The sequence below is a fragment of the Streptomyces luteolus genome, from assembly GCF_029968015.1.
Lineage (GTDB): Bacteria > Actinomycetota > Actinomycetes > Streptomycetales > Streptomycetaceae > Streptomyces > Streptomyces luteolus.
Map to the genome: position 1 here is coordinate 38,536 of NZ_JASCIS010000037.1, position 18,662 is coordinate 57,197.

Genomic DNA, 18,662 nt, shown 5'->3' on the forward strand with positions numbered 1-18,662 from the left:
GGACCCCGGTGACCGAGAAGGCCTCCCTCCAGTCCATTCTCGACCGTGCCGCCGAGGGCGGGCGGATCACCCCGGAAGAGGCCCTCGACCTCTACCGCTCCGCGCCGCTGCACGCGCTCGGCCGCGCCGCCGACGCCGCGCGCAAGCTGAGGTACGCGGGCACGGAGCACATCGCGACGTACATCATCGAGCGCAACATCAACTACACGAACGTCTGCGTGACGGCGTGCAAGTTCTGCGCGTTCTACGCCGCCCCGAAGGACAAGAAGAAGGGCTGGACCCGCGACCTCGACGACATCCTGCGCCGCTGCGCGGAGACCGTCGAACTGGGCGGCACCCAGGTCATGTTCCAGGGCGGCCACCACCCGGACTTCGGCGTCGAGTACTACGAGGAGCACTTCTCGGCGATCAAGAAGGCCTACCCGCAGCTGGTCATCCACTCCCTCGGCGCCTCCGAGGTCGAGCACATGGCGCGGATCTCCGGGGTCAGCGCCGAGGACGCGATCCGGCGGATCCACGCGGCTGGTCTCGACTCCTTCGCGGGCGCCGGTGCCGAGTTGCTCCCGGCCCGGCCGCGCAAGGCGATCGCGCCGCTCAAGGAGTCCGGCGAGCGCTGGCTGGAGATCATGGAGCTCGCCCACAACCTCGGCGTGGAGTCCACCTCCACGATGCTGATGGGCACGGGCGAGACCAACGCCGAGCGCATCGAGCACCTGCGCATGATCCGCGACGTCCAGGACCGGACGGGCGGCTTCCGCGCCTTCATCCCGTACACGTACCAGCCCGAGAACAACCACCTCAAGGGCCGGACGCAGGCGACGATCTTCGAGTACCTGCGGATGATCGCCATCGCCCGCCTCTTCCTCGACAACGTCGCGCACATCCAGGGCTCCTGGCTGACCACCGGCAAGGAGATCGGCCAGCTCACCCTGCACTACGGCGCGGACGACCTCGGCTCGGTCATGCTGGAGGAGAACGTCGTCTCCTCGGCCGGCGCCAAGCACCGCTCCAACCTGCAGGAGATCATCGAGATGATCCGCACGGCGGACCGCGTCCCGGCCCAGCGCACGACGACGTACGAGCACATCGTGGTCCACGACGACCCGGCCAACGACCCGGTCGACGCGCGCGTCGCCTCGCACATCTCGTCCATCGCGATCGAGGGCGGCACGGCCCACCCCGAGCTCAAGCTGCTCTCCTCCAACTGAGCCGTACGTGCTGACACTTCACGTCGCCGAGGCGTCCCCGGAGGCGGCCGTCCTGGTCGACGGCGCGACGATCGCCGCACTCGGCCCGTACGAGGAGCTGGCCGCCGCCGACCCACAGGCGCGGGTGCGGCGGTGGCCCGGCATCCTCACGCCGGGCCTGCTCAACCCGTACGGCCCGGAGATCCTGGAGGGCACGTACCACCCCGATCCGCGCGAGGCCGACACCCTCGGCACCGCGCCGATCGGCGGCGAGCGGGCCCGCGCACTGTTCCGTGCCGAACCGGCCCGGCTCGGTGCGAGCGCGCGGCGCGGCGTGCAGCGGCTGTTCGCCCACGGCACGGTGGCGATCGCCGGTGAGCTGCGCTCGCGCACGGTCGTGGACGCGGTCCGCCGCGCGGGCCTCGCCGTGGGCCAGCGCCCGGACCGGCTGCCCGGTCCCGTGTCCCTGTCCCCGACCCCGCTGGTGCTGCTGCCACCGCTGACGGTGGGCGGCCCGGCCCGCTTCGCGATCTTCGACGTCCCGGACCGCGCGGAACTGGTCCGCCGGGGGGCGGGTACGTGCGTGGCGACGGTGGTCGGCGGACGGCTGGTCTACCGGGGGCGCTGAGCCGCTGTTTCGCCTTCATCTGCGGGTCCGTCGTGGCTGGTCGCGCAGTTCCCCGCGCCCCTGAGATGCGCACTCCGTGCGGCATCTCCCCCGGGGGAAGGCCGCGCGCAGCGCATGCCTTCAGGGGCGCGGGGAACTGCGCGACCAGCAACAACGGGCCAGCAGCCGCCGATGAAACCGCACTGGGCAGACGCCCCGGCGTAGGCGGCCACGAACCACGCCCCGCACCCTGCTTGAATGGGGTACGTGACCCGCGCAACTTTGGACAAGCAGCCGCACGAAGTCGCCGAGATGTTCGACGACGTCGCCGAGAAGTACGACCTCACCAACGACGTCCTCTCCCTCGGCCAGGCCCGGCTCTGGCGCAAGGAGGTCGCGAAGGCCGTGGACGCGCGGCCCGCGCAGAAGATCCTCGACCTCGCCGCCGGCACCGCCACCTCCTCGCAGCCGTTCGTGCGGGCCGGTGCGTACGTCGTGCCCTGCGACTTCTCCCTCGGCATGCTCAGCGTCGGCAAGCAGCGCCACCCGCACCTGCCGTTCACGGCGGGCGACGCGACCCGGCTGCCGTTCGCCGACGACTCCTTCGACGCGGTGACCATCTCCTTCGGGCTGCGCAACGTCCAGGAGACGGACCAGGCCCTGCGCGAGCTGTACCGCGTGACCAAGCCCGGCGGACGCGTCGTCATCTGCGAGTTCAGCCAGCCGACTTGGGCCCCGTTCCGCACCGTCTACACCGAGTACCTGATGCGCGCGCTGCCGCCCGTGGCCCGCACGGTCTCGTCCAACCCGGACGCGTACGTCTATCTCGCCGAGTCGATCCGCGACTGGCCGGACCAGCCCGCGCTCGCCTCGCGGCTGCAGTCGGCCGGCTGGTCCAAGGTCGCCTGGCGGAACCTCACCGGCGGCATCGTGGCCCTGCACCGGGGCTTCAAGCCGGCCTGAGCGCGGTGCCGGAGGAGTACCCGGAGGAGCACGTGGACTTCCCTCAGCTGAAGGCCGTCCTGGAGCAGATCGCCGACGAGGTGGGCGCGCTGCCCGGCCGGGGCCGCAGCGCCGACTACATCCCCGCGCTCGCCGGGGTCGACCCGAACCGCTTCGGGATGGCCTTCGCCGGCGTCGACGGCCGGGTGCACGGCGTGGGGGAGTGGCGGGTTCCGTTCTCCGTCCAGTCGATCACCAAGGTGTTCACGCTCGCCCTGGTCCTCGCCACGGACGGCGCCGGTCTCTGGGAGAGCGTCGGCCGCGAGCCCTCGGGCAACCCGTTCAACTCCCTCGTACAGCTGGAGTACGAGAACGGCATTCCACGCAATCCGTTCATCAACGCCGGTGCCCTCGTCGTCACCGACCGGCTGCAGTCCCTGACCGGCGACGCGGGCGAGGAGCTGCTCGCCTTCCTGCGCGCCGAGAGCGGCAACCCGGACATCGGGTTCGACCTGGAGGTGGCCTCCTCCGAGACCGCGCACGGCGACCGCAACGCGGCCCTCGCCCACTTCATGGCCTCGTACGGCAATATCCGCCAGCCCGTGCCGACCCTCCTGACGCACTACTTCCGGCAGTGCTCGATCGAGATGAGCTGCGCCGATCTCGCCCTGGCCACCGGCTTCCTGGCCCGGCACGGGGTGCGCGCCGACGGCGCCCGGCTCCTCACCCGCAGCGAGGCCAAGCAGATCAACGCGGTGATGATGACCTGCGGGACCTACGACGCTGCGGGCGAGTTCGCGTACCGCGTCGGGCTGCCCGGCAAGAGCGGCGTCGGCGGCGGGATCGTGGCCGTCGTACCGGGCCGGGGCACGCTGTGCGTGTGGAGCCCGGGGCTCGACGAGCGCGGCAACTCCGTTGCGGGCGTGGCCGCGCTCGACCGGTTCACGACGCTGACGGGACTGTCCGTGTTCTGACCGGCCCGTCCTGCGGTGTCAGAGCGCCAGCTTGAAGCAGTGCCCCTGGCGGCCCGACGGCGTCGTGTACGTCTCCGCGAGCTCCATGCCCAGGCGGCGGGTCACGGCGATCGAGCGCTCGTTCTCCGCGGCCACCATCGCCACCACCTCGCTCACCCCGGCCGCCCGGACCCGCTCCAGGGTCGTACGCGCCGCGGCCGTCGCGTACCCGCGCCCCCAGGCCTCGCGGGCCAGGCGCCAGCCGATCTCTATCGCGCCCGCGGGACCCCAGGCGTGCGGCCAGGGCTGGGCGCCGGTGAAGCCGAGCACCCGCCCCTCCTCGTCGAGCATCGTCCACAGGCAGAAGCCGAGCTCCGCGTCGTGCCGGCGCTGGCGGGCGGTCAGCTCCTCGTACACCGACGGCTCGGCCGCCTTGCCGCCGTGGAACTCCATGACCTCGGGGTGGTTGAACACCTGGTGCCAGGCGTACGCGTCCTCCTCGGTGGGGACGCGGAGCCTGACGGTGGGGGTGGGGGTGGGGGTGGGTGCGGGTGCGGCGGTGCTCGGCGTCGCTGACGTCATACGAGGCAGCCCTTCGGTCCGTGATCGATACGCCCCCATAGACTGCCCATGTCCAGTGCGCTTCGGCACGTGAGTATGCCGAGAGCCGAACTCCACACTCCGAAACCGGGGAGATCAGCCGTGACCGAGCCCCAGCCCCTCTCCGAACACAGTGCAGATGTGATCGTCGTCGGGGCCGGGCCAGCCGGCTCCACGACCGCGTACTACCTCGCGAAGGCCGGACTCGACGTCCTGCTCCTGGAGAAGACGGCGTTCCCGCGCGAGAAGGTCTGCGGTGACGGCCTCACCCCGCGCGCCACCAAGCAGCTCGTGTCGATGGGCATCGACATCTCGGAAGAGGCGGGCTGGCTGCGCAACAAGGGGCTGCGCATCATCGGCGGCGGCGTCCGGCTGCAGCTGGACTGGCCGGACCTCGCCTCGTACCCGGACTACGGCCTGGTGCGCAAGCGCGACGACTTCGACGAGCAGCTGGCCCGCCAGGCGCAGAAGGCGGGCGCGCGCCTCTACGAGCGGTGCAACGTCGGCGCCCCGATCGTGGACGACCGCACGGGCCGCATCACGGGTGTGCACGCCAAGCTGGGCGACGCCGACTCCAAGGACAAGCGCGAAGTCACCTTCCACGCCCCGCTCGTCGTCGCCGCCGACGGCAACTCGACCCGGCTCTCCCTCGCGATGGGCCTGCACCGCCGCGAGGACCGCCCGATGGGCGTCGCGGTCCGTACGTACTTCGAGTCCCCGCGCCACGACGACGACTACCTGGAGTCGTGGCTGGAGCTGTGGGACCGGCGCGGCCCGCAGGACCGGCTCCTTCCCGGCTACGGCTGGATCTTCGGCATGGGCGACGGCACGTCCAACGTCGGCCTCGGCATCCTCAACTCCTCCAAGGCGTTCCGGGAGTTGGACTGGCGGGAGATCCTCAAGGCCTGGTGCGCGTCGATGCCGGAGGACTGGGGGTACACCCCGGAGAACATGACGACGCCGATCCGCGGCGCCGCCCTGCCGATGGCCTTCAACCGCCAACCGCACTACACCAAGGGCCTTTTGCTCGTCGGTGACGCGGGCGGCCTGGTCAATCCGTTCAACGGCGAGGGCATCGCGTACGCCATGGAGTCGGGGCAGCTCGCGGCCGACGTGATCGTGCAGGCGCACGCCCGCCAGACCCCGGCACAGCGCGAACTTGCCCTGCACAACTACCCGAAGGTCCTCAAGGAGACCTACGGCGGGTACTACACGCTGGGCCGCGCCTTCGTGAAGCTCATCGGCAACCCGAAGGTCATGAAGATCGCCACGGAGCGCGGTCTGACGCACCCGGTCCTGATGAGGTTCACGCTGAAGATGCTCGCCAACCTCACCGACCCCACGGGCGGCGACGCGATGGACCGCGTCATCAACGGCCTCTCCAAGGTGGCGCCGAAGGCCTGAACCGCTCGCCCCGCGTACGTACGTCGAAAGGGCCGCCGCTCCTCGGTGGAGCGGCGGCCCTTTCGTGTGTCTCGGGGGACCGTCACATGACGCGGACCGCACCGTCGGCCGGGTAGCCCGACAGGTCCTGGATGACGACGCCCTTGCTGGGGTTCGCGGCGTCCAGGTACTGGCCGTTACCGATGTACACACCCGTGTGGTACGCGGAGCCCTTGCCGCCCCAGTACAGGATGTCGCCGACCTGGAGGTTGCCCGTGCCGACCTCGGTGCCGACCATCGACTGGTCCTGGGAGACGCGCGGCAGGTCGACACCGGCCTGCTTGAACGCGGCCTGCACCAGGCTGGAGCAGTCCCAGGCGTTGGGGCCGGTGGCACCCATGACGTAGGCGTCGCCGACCTGCGACTGCAGGAAGCCGATGACGGCGCCCATGCTGCCGCTGGCGGGAGCCACGGAGTCGGCGGTGTCGGAGACGGAGTCGCTGGTGGCGCTGAGCGTGCTGCGCTCGGCGGCGCGGGCGGCGCGCTCCTCGGCGGCGCGCTCCTTCGCCTCCTTCTCGGCCTTGGCCTTGGCGATCGCCTTCGCCTTGGCCTTCTTGGCCTCCTTGGCTGCCCTCTCGGCTGCGGCGTCCTGCTCGGCCTGGAGCTTGTAGGAGTCCGCGGCCTGCTGCGTGGCGTCCGCGCTCGCGGCCACCTTGGTCGCCAGCTCAGTGGTGAGCGTGGGCATCTCGATGGTCTCGGTCACGGGCTCGGACGCGTGCGCCGAACCGGCGGTGCCGGCCACCGCGAGGGTGCTGAGGACGCCACCGGCAACTCCGGCGCGCAGCTTGCTGGCTCGCTGCGGGCGGGGCTTCCGGTGGCTGGGTATGTGAGCGGTGTGGGACATGAGTACAACCGCTATCAGGGCCTTCGGGTTCCCTTCAAGAAACGTGTGGTGCGCCACAGTTACGTGCCCGCGACGTGAATCCCGGGCGTGTCGGCCTTTATTGACGCCGTAACGGGCAATGTGGACACCAGGGATCACGGCTGTGATCATTGGGTTTCTTGGTTACGTCCGTTTTGCCCCGCACTTACCACCGGATCCGGTGGTTGGCCAAGCCCGGTGTTCGCGACGATTCGGCAACGTGGCGCAGGTCACGGAAAGGTCTCCGAGGGAACGGGTAGTCGCGGGCGAACATCGGGGCTTTCCCTAGGGAGTTGACGGGGCGTTCGCTCCGTAATGCCCGGTGTAGTCCGCTATGTCATGTGAACGCGCCGCACCGGTCGTGACCGCGGGGTGCCCTGAATGTGCGCGTGAGGTGCGCGAAGTGCTGGGGCGGGCTGGGGGGTTGGGCTCGGCTCCCGGTCTCCGCCGACCGCTCGTGAACGTGTGCATGCATTCACGTTCGCTCCACACCCCGACCCCTTACGTACCCCTCCGGTCGGACTGCCGCTCGGTGCTCAACTCTTCCGCACGCTCCGCCCGCTCGGTCGGCCCGCCCGGTCCGCGAGCTCCGCCGTGATCGCCGGGGCCCCTCCTCGCACTGGAAGGCACGTCTCAATATCAGCCGTTTCCGTCCAGCGCCAATTTGCTTGCAATAGCCACCCCTTGATAGTGCCGCACCCCTCTCGACCAGGCACGACGAGTACAGATGTCACCTCTGGTGATCACTTCGGTGCTTCGCGTATGAAGATCACCGCTCATCCGACTTCATGATCCTTCATCAGGTGGTAGAGATCACAAAGGCGTTGGCGCACCCCGTGTCGCAGATCACAGACCGGCAGGCATAGGATGCGGGGCAGTTGGGCTTGTGAACTGCCTCACATAAGCACGATCTTCGTGATCTCTGTGGGGGTTCGCAGGTCCGGAGGTCCGTCCGCCGAAGCAGTCAATGTCGACTGAGAGGAGCGAGGAGCGGTGAACGCGTATGCGCCCATCCTCGTATTGGGAGCCCTAGGCGCCGGCTTTGCGATCTTCTCCGTGGTCATGGCCACGCTTATCGGTCCAAAGCGGTACAACCGAGCCAAGCTCGAGGCCTATGAATGCGGAATCGAGCCGACGCCGACGCCTGCCGGCGGAGGGCGTTTCCCGATCAAGTACTACCTGACGGCGATGCTCTTCATCATCTTCGATATCGAGATCGTCTTCCTCTACCCCTGGGCCGTCACCTTCGACGCCCTGGGGATTTTCGGGCTCGTGGAGATGCTGCTCTTCGTGCTCACCGTCTTCGTCGCGTACGCGTACGTATGGCGGCGCGGCGGCCTGGAATGGGACTGAGGGGCTGACCAATGGGACTCGAAGAGAAGCTGCCGAGCGGCTTTCTGCTGACCACCGTCGAACAGGCCGCGGGCTGGGTGCGCAAGTCATCTGTCTTCCCCGCCACCTTCGGCCTCGCCTGTTGCGCCATCGAGATGATGACCACCGGAGCGGGGCGGTACGACCTCGCCCGCTTCGGCATGGAGGTCTTCCGCGGCTCTCCGCGCCAGGCCGACCTGATGATCGTGGCCGGTCGCGTCAGCCAGAAGATGGCACCCGTCCTGCGGCAGGTCTATGACCAGATGCCGAATCCCAAGTGGGTCATTTCCATGGGGGTTTGTGCGTCGTCGGGCGGAATGTTCAACAACTACGCGATTGTCCAGGGCGTCGACCACGTCGTCCCCGTGGACATCTATCTGCCCGGCTGCCCGCCCCGGCCCGAGATGCTGATGGACGCGATCCTCAAGCTCCACCAGAAGATCCAGTCCTCCAAGCTCGGCGTGAATGCCGAGGAGGCGGCCCGCGAGGCGGAGGAAGCGGCGCTCAAGGCGCTCCCCACCATCGAGATGAAGGGGCTGCTGCGGTGAGCGAGAACAACAACGGCACCAACGGCAACAACGGCGCGAGCAACGGCAACGGCGCGAGCAACGGCAACAGCGCGAACGACGGCAGCGGCGCGAACGGCAACGGCGCGAACGACGGCAGTGGCGTGAACCCGGAGAAGGACCTCGGCACGCAGAACCTGCCGGGCCAGCGCGGCGACCACGGTGAGGAGATCCGCGTCCAGCGCGGCATGTTCGGCGCCAACAACGGCGGCGACACCTCCGGTTACGGCGGTCTGGTCCGCTCCGTACGCCTGCCCGGCGCCTCCTCCCGGCCCTACGGCGGCTGGTTCGACGAGGTCGCGGACGAGCTGGAGGGCGCGCTGGAGGAGCAGGACCTGCTGCCTGAGAGCGCCATCGAGAAGACCGTCGTCGACCGCGACGAGCTCACCTTCCACATCGCCCGCGAACACCTCCTCCGCGTCGCCCGCACCCTGCGCGACGACCCGGCGCTCCGCTTCGAGCTGTGCACCGGCGTCTCCGGCGTGCACTACCCGGAGGACAAGGGCCGCGAGCTGCACGCCGTCTACCACCTGCGCTCGCTCACCCACGGCCGCGTGATCCGGCTTGAGGTCAGCGCACCGGACGACGACCGGCACGTGCCGTCCCTGGTCGCGGTCTACCCGACCAACGACTGGCACGAGCGCGAGACCTACGACTTCTTCGGCCTGGTCTTCGACGGTCACCCGGCCCTCACCCGGATCATGATGCCGGACGACTGGCAGGGCTTCCCGCAGCGCAAGGACTACCCGCTCGGCGGCATCCCCGTCGAGTACAAGGGCGCCCAGATCCCGGCTCCCGAACAGCGGAGGTCGTACAGCTGATGTCAGCATCCAACGCAACGTCCCACGCGTCCGGTCGGGAGACGACCGAGGGCACCGTCTACACCGTCACCGGCGGCGACTGGGACGAGGTCGTCGAGCAGGCGGCGAAGTCCGACGACGAACGCATCATCGTCAACATGGGCCCGCAACACCCGTCCACGCACGGCGTGCTCCGCCTGATCCTGGAGATCGACGGCGAGACGGTCACCGAGGCCCGCTGCGGCATCGGCTATCTGCACACCGGCATCGAGAAGAACCTCGAATACCGGAACTGGACGCAGGGCACCACCTTCGTCACGCGCATGGACTACCTGACGCCGTTCTACAACGAGACGGCGTACTGCCTGGCCGTGGAGAAGCTGCTCGGCATCGAGGACGAGATCCCGGACCGGGCGACGATCATCCGCGTGCTCCTGATGGAGCTGAACCGGCTGTCCTCGCACCTCGTCGCCATCGCCACCGGCGGCATGGAGCTCGGCGCGACGACAATCATGATCTACGGCTTCCGGGACCGCGAACTGGTCCTGGACATCTTCGAGTTGATCACCGGCCTGCGGATGAACCACGCGTACATCCGCCCCGGCGGACTCGCCCAGGACCTGCCGCCCGGCGCGGTGGACCAGATCCGCGAGTTGGTGAAGAAGATGCGGAAGAACCTTTCCGAGTACGACAAGCTCGCCACCGGGAACCCCATCTTCAAGGGCCGCATGCAGGACGTCGGCTATCTCGACCTCGCGGGCTGCATGGCCCTCGGCGCCACCGGCCCGATCCTGCGCGCCGCGGGCCTGCCGCACGACCTGCGCAAGACCGACCCGTACTGCGGTTACGAGACGTACGACTTCGACGTCCCCACCGCCGACACCTGCGACTCCTACGGCCGCTTCCTGATCCGCCTGGAGGAGATGCGCCAGTCGCTGCGGATCGTCGAGCAGTGCCTGGACCGCCTGGAGCCGGGACCGGTCATGGTCGGCGACAAGAAGATCGCCTGGCCCGCCCAACTCGCCCTCGGCCCGGACGGCCTGGGCAACTCGCTCGACCACATCAAGAAGATCATGGGGACCTCGATGGAGGCCCTGATCCACCACTTCAAGCTGGTGACGGAGGGATTCCGGGTACCGCCGGGACAGGCGTACGCCGCGGTGGAGTCGCCCAAGGGCGAGCTCGGTGTGCACGTCGTCTCGGACGGCGGCACCCGCCCCTACCGGGTCCACTTCCGCGACCCGTCCTTCACCAACCTGCAGGCCATGGCGGCCATGTGCGAAGGCGGCCAGGTCGCCGACGTGATCGTCGCCGTCGCGTCCATCGACCCCGTGATGGGAGGCGTCGACCGGTGACAGACGTCAGCCTGGGGATGCCCCGACTCCCCGCCCCCGACTACCCGGCCGACGTACGCGCCCGGCTCGAAGCCGACGCGTGCGAGGTGATCGCCCGCTACCCGGACTCCCGCTCGGCGCTGCTGCCGCTGCTGCACCTCGTGCAGTCCGAGGAGGGCCACGTCACCCGCACCGGCATGCGGTTCTGCGCGGACGTCCTCGGCCTCACCACCGCCGAGGTCACCGCGGTCGCCACCTTCTACACGATGTACCGGCGCAAGCCGAGCGGCGACTACCAAGTGGGCGTCTGCACCAACACGTTGTGCGCGGTCATGGGTGGCGACGCCATCTTCGACGAGCTGAAGCAGCACCTCGGCGTCGGCAACGACGAGACGACCGACGACGGCAAGGTCACCCTCGAACACATCGAGTGCAACGCCGCCTGCGACTTCGCCCCCGTGGTGATGGTCAACTGGGAGTTCTTCGACAACCAGACGCCCGAGTCCGCCAAGCGGCTCGTGGACGACCTGCGCGCGGGCCGCGCCGTCGAGCCCACCCGCGGCGCTCCGATCTGCACCTTCAAGGAGACCGCCCGCATCCTCGCCGGGTTCCCGGACGAGCGCGAGGGCGCCGTCGAAGCAGGCGGAGCCGCGGGCCCCGCCTCGCTCATCGGTCTCCGCCTGGCCAAGGGCGAGGCCCTTCCCGCGCGCGTGGTCCACCCCCGCGGCGAGGCCCCGACGGGCGAGGCCCCGCAGGACGAGTCACCCGCCGAACACCTCAGCTCGCACGACGCACCGCAGCAGACGTCGGCCTCGGACCCGGACCACCCGGCCGGTCCCACCGCCGAGGAGGGGGAGTGATGACCGTGTCCACCGCCTACGGGGGCTCCCGGCCGGAGACCGGAGGAGACCACAGCCCCGAGAAGCTGCTCGCCCCCGTCCTCTCCGCGTTCTGGGACGACGACCGGCCCTGGTCCCTGGACACCTACCGCAGACACGAGGGGTACGAAGGCCTGCGCAAGGCCCTCGCCATGTCCCCGGACGACCTCATCGCGTACGTGAAGGAGTCCGGCCTGCGCGGCCGCGGCGGCGCAGGCTTCCCCACCGGGATGAAGTGGCAGTTCATCCCGCAGGGCGACGGAAAACCGCACTATCTAGTTGTCAACGCCGACGAATCGGAGCCGGGGACCTGCAAGGACATCCCGCTCCTCTACGCCAATCCGCACAGCCTCATCGAGGGCATGGTGATCGCCTGTTACGCGATCCGGTCGAACCACGCGTTCATCTACCTGCGGGGTGAAGTCGTCCCCGTGCTGCGCCGCTTGCACGAGGCCGTACGAGAGGCGTACGAGGCCGGTTATCTGGGGAACGACATCCTGGGCTCAGGACTCGATCTTGAACTCACTGTGCACGCCGGTGCCGGTGCGTACATCTGTGGCGAGGAAACCGCGCTGCTCGACTCTCTCGAAGGGCGGCGTGGCCAGCCCCGGCTGCGACCCCCCTTCCCCGCTGTCGCCGGTCTGTACGCCTGCCCCACTGTCGTGAACAACGTCGAGTCCATCGCGTCGGTTCCCGCGATCCTGAACAAGGGCAAGGACTGGTTCAGGTCGATGGGCAGCGAGAAGTCCCCGGGCTTCACGCTCTACTCGCTCAGCGGCCACGTCGCCTCACCCGGCCAGTACGAGGCCCCGCTCGGCATCACGCTGCGCCAGCTCCTCGACATGAGCGGCGGCATGCGGTCCGGTCACCGCCTCAAGTTCTGGACGCCGGGCGGCAGTTCGACCCCGCTGCTCACCGACGAGCACCTGGACGTACCGCTCGACTACGAGGGCGTCGGCGCCGCCGGATCGATGCTCGGCACCAAGGCCCTGCAGTGCTTCGACGAGACCACCTGCGTCGTACGGGCGGTCACGCGCTGGACCGAGTTCTACGCCCACGAGTCCTGCGGCAAGTGCACGCCCTGCCGCGAAGGGACGTACTGGCTGGTGCAGTTGCTCCGGGACATCGAGGACGGCAAGGGCACGATGTCCGACCTCGACAAGCTGAACGACATCGCCGACAACATCAACGGCAAGTCCTTCTGCGCCCTCGGCGACGGCGCCGCCTCGCCGATCTTCTCCTCCCTGAAGTACTTCCGCGAGGAGTACGAGGAGCACATCACCGGCAGGGGCTGCCCCTTCGATCCCGCCAAGTCGACTCTCTGGGCGGACCGGCCCACCGGACATTCCGAGGTGAACGCATGACGGTCACGACAAATGCTCCCTCCGGGGGCGGAGAGGCGGCTCCTCCGCCGGAGGACCTGGTCTCGCTGACCATCGACGGCGTCGACATCAGCGTCCCCAAGGGCACGCTCGTCATCCGCGCCGCCGAGCAGCTCGGCATCGAGATCCCGCGCTTCTGCGACCACCCGCTGCTCGACCCGGCCGGCGCCTGCCGCCAGTGCATCGTCGAGGTCGAGGGCCAGCGCAAGCCGATGGCGTCCTGCACCATCACCTGCACCGACGGCATGGTCGTCAAGACGCAGCTGACGTCGCAGGTCGCGGAGAAGGCGCAGCAGGGAGTGATGGAGCTCCTGCTCATCAACCACCCCCTCGACTGCCCGGTCTGCGACAAGGGCGGCGAGTGCCCGCTGCAGAACCAGGCCGTCTCGCACGGCCAGGCCGACTCCCGCTTCGAGGGCAAGAAGCGTACGTTCGAGAAGCCCGTTCCGATCTCCACGCAGGTGCTGCTCGACCGTGAGCGCTGCGTGCTGTGCGCGCGCTGCACCCGGTTCTCCAACCAGATCGCGGGCGACCCGATGATCGAGCTGCTCGAGCGGGGTGCGCTGCAGCAGGTCGGCACCGGCGAGGGCGACCCCTTCGAGTCGTACTTCTCCGGGAACACCATCCAGATCTGCCCGGTGGGCGCGCTCACCTCGGCCGCGTACCGCTTCCGCTCCCGGCCCTTCGACCTGGTCTCGTCGCCGTCCGTCTGCGAGCACTGCTCCGGCGGCTGCGCGACCCGTACCGACCACCGGCGCGGCAAGGTCATGCGGCGCCTGGCGGCGGACGACCCCGAGGTCAACGAGGAGTGGATCTGCGACAAGGGCCGCTTCGGCTTCCGCTACGCGCAGCAGCGCGACCGGCTCGCCACCCCGCTCGTCCGCAACGAGGACGGCGTGCTCGAACCGGCCAGCTGGCCCGAGGCGTTGGAGGCGGCGGCCGAGGGGCTTTCGGCCGCACGCGCGCGTGCGGGTGTGCTCGCGGGCGGGCGGCTCACCGTCGAGGACGCGTACGCGTACAGCAAGTTCGCGCGGGTGGCGCTCGGCAGCAACGACATCGACTTCCGCGCGCGCGTGCACTCCTCGGAGGAGGCCGATTTCCTGGCGGCACGGGTCGCCGGACGCGGCCGGGACCTTGGGGGCACCTCCCGGACGGAGTCTGGGGGAGGGGAGGGCGTCACGTACACCGCCCTTGAGAAGGCGCCTTCGGTGCTGCTCGCCGGGATCGAGGCCGAGGAGGAGGCGCCCGGCGTCTTCCTGCGCCTGCGCAAGGCCTGGCGCAAGCACGGGCAGCAGACCTTCGCGCTCGCCCCGTACGCCACCCGCGGCCTGGAGAAGGCGGGCGGCACGCTGCTTCCCGCGGCGCCCGGTACCGAGACCGAGTGGCTGGACGCGCTGGCGTCCGGTGTCGGGCTCGGCGAGGACGGTGCGCGGGTCGCCGAGGCGCTGCGGGCCGAGGGCGCGGTGATCGTCGTCGGCGAGCGGCTGGCCGCCGTGGCCGGTGGCCTGACCGCGGCGGTGCGCGTGGCGACCGCGACCGGCGCTCAGCTGGTGTGGATCCCGCGAAGGGCCGGTGAGCGCGGCGCCGTGGAGGTGGGCGCCCTGCCGACGCTGCTGCCCGGCGGCCGGCCCGCGACCGATCCACGCGCGCGTGACGAGGTCGCCGCGGTCTGGGGCGTGGGCGAACTGCCGCACCGCTACGGCCGCGACACCGGGCAGATGGTGGAGGCCGCGGCGAGCGGCGAGCTGCGCGCCCTGGTCGTCGCTGGTGTCGAGGTCGCGGACCTGCCGGACCCGGCACGCGCGCGTGCGGCGCTCGACGAGGCCTTCGTGGTCTCCCTCGAACTGCGGCCCGGCGAGGTCACCGAGCGGGCGGACGTCGTCCTTCCGGTCGCCGCCGCCGCCGAGAAGTCCGGCACGTTCCTCAACTGGGAGGGCCGGTCCCGGATGTTCGAGGCCGCCCTCAAGCCGGACCAGATGACCCGGCAGCTGCCGCCCACCGACGCGCGCGTGCTGCACATGCTGGCCGACGCGATGGACGTCCACCTGGGCCTGCCGGACCAGCGCACCGTCCGCCGCGAGCTGGAGCGGCTCGGCGCCTGGGACGGCCCGCGCGCCACCGAACCCCTGGAGACCGCGGGGCAGTTGCCGCGTCCCGGCGCCGGTGAGGCCGTGCTCGCCGGGCACCGGCTGCTGCTCGACCGGGGCCGCCTGCAAGAGGGGGACGAGGCGCTCGCGGGCACCCGGCACGCGGCCCTGGCCCGGCTCTCCGCGGCCACCGCCGCCGAGGCGGGCGTCAAGGACGGCGACGTCCTCGCGGTCACAGGACCCGAAGGCGACGTACAACTCCCGCTGAAGGTCACGGAGATGCCCGACCGGGTGGTCTGGCTGCCGCTCAACTCGGTGGGCGGCGGCGTCACGTCGGACACCGGCGCGCGTCCCGGAGAACTGGTCCGCATCGGCCCGGCCGTGGCCGCCGCCTCGGAGGCCAAGGAGGTGCAGGCATGAACCAGGCACTCGTCGAAGCGGCCGCCATGAGTCCGCTCGCCGCGGAAGACCTGTCCATGTTCGGGCGCGACCCCTGGTGGCTCGTCGCGATCAAGGCGGTGTTCTGCTTCGCGTTCCTGATGGTGACCGTGCTGTTCTCCATCGTGTGGGAGCGCAAGGTCGTCGCCTGGATGCAGCTGCGCGTCGGCCCCAACCGGCACGGCCCCTGGGGCATGCTCCAGTCCCTCGCTGACGGCATCAAACTGATGCTCAAGGAGGACGTGGTCGTCAAGCGCGCGGACAAGGTGGTGTACGTCCTCGCGCCGATCGTCGCCGCCATCCCGGCGTTCATGGCGATCGCGGTGATCCCCTTCGGGCCGGCCGACAACCAGGTCTCGATCTTCGGTCAGCGCACCACGATGCAGCTCACGGACCTGCCGATCGCGATGCTCTACATCCTCGCGGTCGCCTCCGTCGGCATCTACGGCATCGTCCTTGCGGGCTGGTCCTCCGGCTCGACGTACCCGCTGCTCGGCGGACTCCGCTCGTGCGCGCAGATGATCTCGTACGAGATCGCGATGGGCGCCGCGTTCGCCTCCGTCTTCCTCTACTCCGGCTCGATGTCGACCTCGGCGATCGTGGAGGCGCAGGGCGACCGGTGGTACATCCTGCTGCTGCCGGTGTCGTTCCTGCTGTACGTGGTCACGATGGTCGGCGAGACCAACCGCGCCCCGTTCGACATGCCGGAGTCCGAGGGCGACCTCGTCGGCGGCTTCAACACCGAGTACAGCTCCATCAAGTTCGCGCTGTTCATGCTCGCCGAGTACGTGAACATGGTGACGGTCTCGGCCGTCGCCACCACGCTGTTCCTCGGCGGCTGGCGCGCGCCCTGGCCGATCAGCACCTTCTGGGAGGGCGCCAACCAGGGCTGGTGGCCGATGCTCTGGTTCGTCCTCAAGGTCCAGTTGCTGCTGTTCTTCTTCATCTGGCTGCGCGGCACCCTGCCCCGCGTCCGCTACGACCAGCTGATGAAGCTCGGCTGGAAGGTGCTCATCCCGGTCTCGGTGGCCTGGCTGATGCTCGTGGCGACCGTACGCACGCTGCGGAACGAGAACGTCGCGTTCACCGGGATCGTGCTGTACGTCGGCGGCGGCGTCCTGGCCGTGCTGCTGATCTCCTTCGTCGTCGACATCTTCCGCGACAAGCGGGAGAAGGCCGAGGCGCGGGCCGAACCGCCCGAGCAGGAGCCCGCGTTCGATCCGATGGCCGGCGGCTATCCCGTGCCGCCGCTTCCGGGACAGACCCTGCCGCCCGTGCCGCGCCGACGCTCGCGCCAGGAGCGGGAGTTGATTGTCAGTGGCGGCGTCGATACTGCAAGTGACGGAAAGGAGGCTGACGGTGTCTGAGATCTCCAGGAACGACCATTCCGAGAAGTCCCCCGCCGCGTCCGGCGAGCCCGCCGGGTCGGGCGAGGGCAAGGACACGGCACAGGGGTTCCACAACCCCGTGGCCGGCTTCGGCGTGACCTTCAAGGCCATGTTCAAGAAGCGGCTGACCGAGCAGTACCCGGAGCAGAAGAAGGTCACAGCCCCGCGCTTCCACGGCCGTCACCAGCTCAACCGGCACCCGGACGGCCTGGAGAAGTGCGTCGGCTGCGAACTGTGCGCCTGGGCCTGCCCGGCGGACGCGATCTACGTCGAGGGCGCGGACAACACCGACGAGGAGCGCTACTCCCCGGGCGAGCGGTACGGGCGGGTGTACCAGATCAACTACGCCCGCTGCATCCTGTGCGGCCTGTGCATCGAGGCGTGCCCCACGCGCGCGTTGACGATGACGAACGATTTCGAGCTGGCCGACTCCAGCCGCGAGAAGCTCATCTTCACCAAGGAGCAGCTGCTCGCCGGCCTGGAGGAGGGCATGGTCGACAGCCCGCACGCGATCTACCCGGGCATGGACGAGCAGGACTACTACCGCGGCCTGGTCACCGAGGCGGCCCCCGGCACCGAGCCCCAGGTCGCCCACTCCAAGGGCGAGGTGGTGCAGGAGGCGGAGTCGACCTTCGGGCCCGAGGAGCCGGCGTCGAAGAAGGTGATCGGCCGATGAGCACGCTCGCCGCCTACGCCACCTCCTCCGGCGAGGCCCTCCAGTTCTGGGTCCTCGGCACTGTCGCGGTGATCGGCGCCCTGGCCACCGTCTTCATGAAGAAGGCCGTGCACAGCGCGCTCTGCCTGGCCGGCACCATGATCATTCTGGCGGTCTTCTATCTCGCCAACGGCGCCTATTTCCTGGGCATCGTGCAGGTCGTCGTCTATACCGGCGCGATCATGATGCTGTTCCTCTTCGTCGTCATGCTGGTCGGTGTCACGGCCGCGGACTCCCTGAAGGAGACCATCAAGGGCCAGCGCTGGCTGGCGGCCCTGTGCGGCCTCGGCTTCGCGGTCCTCCTGGTCGGCGGCATCGGGAACGCCTCCCTGAAGGAGTTCAACGGCCTGGCCCAGGCCAACTCCGCGGGGAACACCGAGGGGTTGGCCGCCCTGATCTTCACGAAGTACGTCTTCGCGTTCGAGATCACCGGCGCCCTGCTCATCACGGCCGCGGTCGGCGCCATGGTGCTCACGCACCGCGAGCGCACCGAGCGCGCCAAGACCCAGCGCGAGCTGGCCGAGGAGCGGGTCCGCGAGGGCAAGCACCTCCCGCCGCTGCCCGCCCCCGGTGTCTACGCCCGGCACAACGCCGTGGACATCGCGGGCCTGCTGCCCGACGGCACCCCGTCGGAGCTCACGGTCAACAAGACGCTGCGCGACCGCGGCCAGATCCGTGACGTGTCCAGCGAGGCCCTGAACGACCTGAAGGCCCTGGAGCAGCGCTCCGACGAGCGGCTCGGCAGGAGCGGCGACGCCGCGTCGTCGACCGACGACGCGGCCTCGGGCGACAAGAAGGAGGCCGCGAAGTGAGTCCCGTCAACTACCTCTACCTCGCGGCCCTGTTGTTCGCGATCGGCTCCACAGGCGTGCTGATCAGGCGGAACGCCATCGTGGTGTTCATGTGCATCGAGCTGATGCTCAACGCCTGCAACCTCGCGCTCGTGACCTTCTCCCGGATGCACGGCAACCTCGACGGCCAGATCATCGCGTTCTTCACGATGGTCGTCGCCGCCGCCGAGGTCGTGGTCGGGCTCGCGATCATCGTGTCCCTGTTCCGGTCCCGCCACTCGGCCTCGGTCGACGACGCCAGCCTGATGAAGCTCTGAG

18 protein-coding genes are annotated in these 18,662 nt (G+C 69.6%); 16 read left to right on the forward strand and 2 right to left on the reverse strand.

Annotated elements, in window-relative coordinates; genetic code table 11:
* The first annotated feature begins 8 nt into the window (after positions 1-8).
* The 4 genes from mqnC (at position 9) to QIT00_RS28690 (ending at position 3,710) form a co-directional block, all read left to right on the forward strand.
* On the forward strand, positions 9-1,208 hold the full coding sequence (gene mqnC / locus QIT00_RS28675) for a cyclic dehypoxanthinyl futalosine synthase (protein WP_282538328.1): 1,200 nt from the start codon (positions 9-11) through the stop codon (positions 1,206-1,208).
* Between the two features lie 7 nt (positions 1,209-1,215).
* The gene (locus tag QIT00_RS28680; protein WP_282538329.1) at positions 1,216-1,815 is read left to right on the forward strand and encodes an imidazolonepropionase-like domain-containing protein; all 600 of its coding nucleotides are present in this window, start codon (positions 1,216-1,218) and stop codon (positions 1,813-1,815) included.
* 246 nt (positions 1,816-2,061) lie between these two features.
* Positions 2,062-2,757: a demethylmenaquinone methyltransferase gene (locus QIT00_RS28685; RefSeq protein WP_282538330.1), complete on the forward strand. Its 696-nt coding sequence runs from the start codon at positions 2,062-2,064 to the stop codon at positions 2,755-2,757.
* A gap of 32 nt (positions 2,758-2,789) precedes the next feature.
* Positions 2,790-3,710, forward strand: a complete 921-nt coding sequence (locus QIT00_RS28690; RefSeq protein ID WP_282538331.1) for a glutaminase — start codon at positions 2,790-2,792, stop codon at positions 3,708-3,710.
* Positions 3,711-3,728: 18 nt separating this feature from the next.
* On the opposite strand, the gene QIT00_RS28695 is transcribed toward QIT00_RS28690, so the two are convergent.
* Positions 3,729-4,271, reverse strand: coding sequence for a GNAT family N-acetyltransferase (locus QIT00_RS28695; RefSeq protein ID WP_282538332.1), 543 nt, complete (start codon positions 4,269-4,271; stop codon positions 3,729-3,731).
* Positions 4,272-4,346: 75 nt separating this feature from the next.
* Between QIT00_RS28695 and QIT00_RS28700 the strand changes: the two genes are divergently transcribed.
* The gene (locus QIT00_RS28700; protein ID WP_282538360.1) at positions 4,347-5,693 is read left to right on the forward strand and encodes a geranylgeranyl reductase family protein; all 1,347 of its coding nucleotides are present in this window, start codon (positions 4,347-4,349) and stop codon (positions 5,691-5,693) included.
* Between the two features lie 82 nt (positions 5,694-5,775).
* Here the strand turns inward: QIT00_RS28700 and QIT00_RS28705 are convergent, their stop codons facing one another.
* Positions 5,776-6,576, reverse strand: a complete 801-nt coding sequence (locus QIT00_RS28705) for a C40 family peptidase (protein WP_282538333.1) — start codon at positions 6,574-6,576, stop codon at positions 5,776-5,778.
* 1,011 nt (positions 6,577-7,587) lie between these two features.
* Here QIT00_RS28705 and QIT00_RS28710 point away from each other — a divergent pair.
* From QIT00_RS28710 to nuoK, 11 genes are all read left to right on the forward strand, one after another.
* The gene (locus QIT00_RS28710) at positions 7,588-7,947 is read left to right on the forward strand and encodes an NADH-quinone oxidoreductase subunit A (protein ID WP_003974383.1); all 360 of its coding nucleotides are present in this window, start codon (positions 7,588-7,590) and stop codon (positions 7,945-7,947) included.
* 11 nt (positions 7,948-7,958) lie between these two features.
* On the forward strand, positions 7,959-8,513 hold the full coding sequence (locus tag QIT00_RS28715; RefSeq protein ID WP_006133126.1) for a NuoB/complex I 20 kDa subunit family protein: 555 nt from the start codon (positions 7,959-7,961) through the stop codon (positions 8,511-8,513).
* Between the two features lie 122 nt (positions 8,514-8,635).
* The gene (locus tag QIT00_RS28720; protein ID WP_282538361.1) at positions 8,636-9,352 is read left to right on the forward strand and encodes an NADH-quinone oxidoreductase subunit C; all 717 of its coding nucleotides are present in this window, start codon (positions 8,636-8,638) and stop codon (positions 9,350-9,352) included.
* Positions 9,352-10,686 carry an NADH-quinone oxidoreductase subunit D gene (locus tag QIT00_RS28725; RefSeq protein ID WP_282538334.1) on the forward strand — a complete coding sequence of 445 codons (1,335 nt, stop codon included), beginning with the start codon at positions 9,352-9,354 and terminating at the stop codon, positions 10,684-10,686. Before QIT00_RS28720 ends, QIT00_RS28725 begins: the two co-directional genes overlap by 1 nt.
* A gap of 17 nt (positions 10,687-10,703) precedes the next feature.
* Positions 10,704-11,525 (forward strand): NADH-quinone oxidoreductase subunit NuoE, encoded by an 822-nt coding sequence (gene nuoE / locus QIT00_RS28730; protein WP_282538362.1) that lies wholly within the window; start codon positions 10,704-10,706, stop codon positions 11,523-11,525.
* Positions 11,525-12,907 carry an NADH-quinone oxidoreductase subunit NuoF gene (nuoF, locus tag QIT00_RS28735; protein ID WP_282538335.1) on the forward strand — a complete coding sequence of 461 codons (1,383 nt, stop codon included), beginning with the start codon at positions 11,525-11,527 and terminating at the stop codon, positions 12,905-12,907. Before nuoE ends, nuoF begins: the two co-directional genes overlap by 1 nt.
* Positions 12,904-15,432, forward strand: a complete 2,529-nt coding sequence (locus tag QIT00_RS28740) for an NADH-quinone oxidoreductase subunit G (protein WP_282538336.1) — start codon at positions 12,904-12,906, stop codon at positions 15,430-15,432. Before nuoF ends, QIT00_RS28740 begins: the two co-directional genes overlap by 4 nt.
* Positions 15,433-15,458: 26 nt before the next feature.
* On the forward strand, positions 15,459-16,817 hold the full coding sequence (nuoH, locus tag QIT00_RS28745) for an NADH-quinone oxidoreductase subunit NuoH (protein ID WP_282538363.1): 1,359 nt from the start codon (positions 15,459-15,461) through the stop codon (positions 16,815-16,817).
* A 100-nt stretch (positions 16,818-16,917) separates the two neighbouring features.
* Positions 16,918-17,514, forward strand: coding sequence for an NADH-quinone oxidoreductase subunit NuoI (gene nuoI / locus QIT00_RS28750; RefSeq protein ID WP_408909876.1), 597 nt, complete (start codon positions 16,918-16,920; stop codon positions 17,512-17,514).
* On the forward strand, positions 17,511-18,365 hold the full coding sequence (locus tag QIT00_RS28755; RefSeq protein ID WP_282538337.1) for an NADH-quinone oxidoreductase subunit J: 855 nt from the start codon (positions 17,511-17,513) through the stop codon (positions 18,363-18,365). The genes nuoI and QIT00_RS28755 overlap by 4 nt, the downstream gene beginning before the upstream one ends.
* A complete protein-coding gene (gene nuoK, locus QIT00_RS28760) occupies positions 18,362-18,661 on the forward strand; it encodes an NADH-quinone oxidoreductase subunit NuoK (RefSeq protein ID WP_282511281.1) in 300 nt (99 codons plus the stop codon). Before QIT00_RS28755 ends, nuoK begins: the two co-directional genes overlap by 4 nt.
* Position 18,662: the final 1 nt, after the last annotated feature.